The 2,588-nt window shown below is 73.8% G+C and carries 1 protein-coding gene; it reads left to right on the top strand.

Features of this window, described 5'->3' with window-relative positions; genetic code table 11:
* A partial coding sequence (locus J5Y04_RS41060; protein ID WP_209417656.1) for an AMP-binding protein occupies positions 1-2,588 on the top strand: 2,588 nt, incomplete at both ends.

Raw genomic sequence — 2,588 nt, 5'->3', positions numbered from 1 at the left:
TCCGGGTCGAGCCGGGTGAGGTGCGGCAGGCGCTCGGTGCGGCGCCGGGGGTGGCGCAGATCGCCGTGGTCGTCCGGGAGGACACGCCGGGTGACAAGCGCCTGGTCGCCTACGCCGTCCCCGCCGACGAGGACGACGCGGCGGACGGCCGGCTCGCCGACGCGGTCCGGGAGTTCGCCGCCAAGCGGCTTCCCGCGTACCTGGTGCCGTCGGCGGTGGTCGTCCTCGACGCGCTGCCGCTGACCGTCAACGGGAAGCTGGACCGCAAGGCGCTGCCCGCCCCCGACCACGCCGCCGCCGGGACCGGCCGGGCCCCGGCCACCGTGCAGGAGGAGGTGCTCTGCGAGGCCTTCGCGGAGGTCCTCGGCCTGGAGCGGGTCGGTGTCGACGACGACTTCTTCACCCTCGGCGGCCACTCCCTGCTCGCGGTCTCCCTGGTGGAACACCTGCGCACCCGCGGGGTGTCGGTCTCCGTCAAGGCGCTGTTCCAGACCCCGACACCCGCAGGCCTGGCCGTCGAGGCCGGACCCGACCAGGTGCCGGTGCCGCCGAACCTGATCCCGGCCGGCGCCACCCACCTCACCCCGGCGATGCTGCCCCTGGTGGACCTCGACGAGACCGAGGTGGCACGGCTGGTGGCCCAGGCACCCGGTGGCGCACCCAACATCGCGGACGTCTACCCGCTCGCACCGCTCCAGGAGGGGCTCTTCTTCCACCACCTGATGGCCAGGGAGAACGGCGCGGCCGCCGACGTCTACGTCGCCCCCACCGTCCTCGCCTTCGACTCGCGCGAGCGCCTGGACGCCTTCCTCGCCGCACTCCAGCAGGTGGTGGACCGGCACGACATCTACCGCACCGCCATCGTCTGGGAGGGCCTGCGCGAGCCGGTCCAGGTGGTGCTGCGCCACGCCGGCCTGCCGGTCCGCGAGACGACGCTCGACCCGGACGGCCCGGCCCCGGTCGACCAGCTGGTCGCCGCCGGCGAGTCCTGGATGGACCTGCGCCGCGCGCCGATGATGGACGTGCAGACCGCCGCCGAACCGGGCACCGGCCGTTGGCTGGCCACGGTCCGCTTCCACCACCTGATCCAGGACCACACCACGATGGAGGTCCTGCTCGCGGAACTCGCCGCCCTGCTCTCCGGCGACGGCGACGCCCTGCCCGAACCGCTGCCCTTCCGCAACTTCGTCGCACAGGCCCGGCTCGGCGTGCCGCGGGAGGAGCACGAACGCTACTTCGCCGCCCTCCTCGGCGACGTCACCGAACCCACCGCGCCCTTCGGCTCCCTGGACGTGCACGGCGACGGCAGCGACGGGCGGCGCGAACTCACGGTCGTCGACAGCGACCTGGCCGTCCGCCTGCGGGCCCTGGCACGCCGGCTCGGCGTGAGCCCGGCCACCATCTTCCACCTGGCGTGGGCGCGGGTGCTGGCGGCGGTCAGCGGCCGCGACGACGTGGTCTTCGGCACGGTGCTGTTCGGCCGGATGAACTCCGGCGCCGGCTCCGACCGCGTCCCGGGCCTCTTCCTCAACACCCTGCCCATGCGCGTGCGGATCGGGGACGCCTCGGTGGCCGACGCCCTGGTCGCCATGCGGGACCAGCTGGCCGAGCTGCTCGTGCACGAACACGCCCCGCTCGCCCTGGCGCAGCAGGCCAGCGGCCTGCCCGGCGGCAGCCCGCTGCTCGCCGCGATCTTCAACTACCGCCACCGGCAGGCCACCGGGGAACAGACCCGCACCGGCCTGCAGGGCATCGGCACGCTGTACTCCCGCGAGCGGTCGAACTACCCGCTCAACGTGACCGTCGACGAAGGCACCGAGTTCGGGCTGACCATCGAGGCCGCGGCTCCGGCCGACCCCGCGCGGGTCGGCGTCCTGGTGCAGACGGCGCTGGCCAACCTGGTCTCCGCGTTGGAGGAGGCCCCGGACACGCGGTTGTCCGCGGTGGGGGTGCTGGACGCGCGGGAGCGTGCCCTGGTGCTGGAGGAGTGGAACGCGACGGCGGTCGAGCTGCCGGGCGGCCTGGTGCCCGGCCTGTTCGAGGCGCAGGTGGCGCGGGTGCCGGATGCCGTCGCGGTGTCGTGCGACGGGGTCGACGTGTCCTTCGCGGAGCTGGACGCGCGGGCGAACCGGCTGGCGCACTACCTGGTGGCCCAGGGGGTGGGCGCGGAGTCGCTGGTCGGCCTCTGCCTCCCGCGGAGCATCGAGATGATCGTGGCGATCCTCGCGACCTGGAAGGCCGGCGCGGCGTACGTACCGCTCGACCCCGAGTACCCGGCCGAGCGGCTCACCTACATGCTCACCGACAGCAGGGCAGCCGTCCTGATCGGCACGGAGGAACTCCTCGACGAACTCCCGCTCGCCCGGATCCGCACCATCGCCGTCGACGAACCGGCCCTGGTGGCCGCGGTGTCGGGGTTGCCGGCGTCGTCGCCGGGGGTCACGGTGGGCGCGGATCAGCTCGCCTATGTGATCTATACGTCGGGTTCGACGGGGCGTCCGAAGGGTGTGGCGGTTACGCACGGCGGGTTGGCGAACTATGTGTCGTGGGCTGTGGGTGCGTACGGGATGGCGGGGGGTGGTGGTGCG

Origin of the sequence: Kitasatospora sp. RG8, assembly GCF_017813315.1 — a bacterium.
Lineage (GTDB): Bacteria > Actinomycetota > Actinomycetes > Streptomycetales > Streptomycetaceae > Kitasatospora.
Note: the sequence above shows the minus strand (reverse complement) of the source record. Positions and strands in the feature narration are given on the sequence as shown.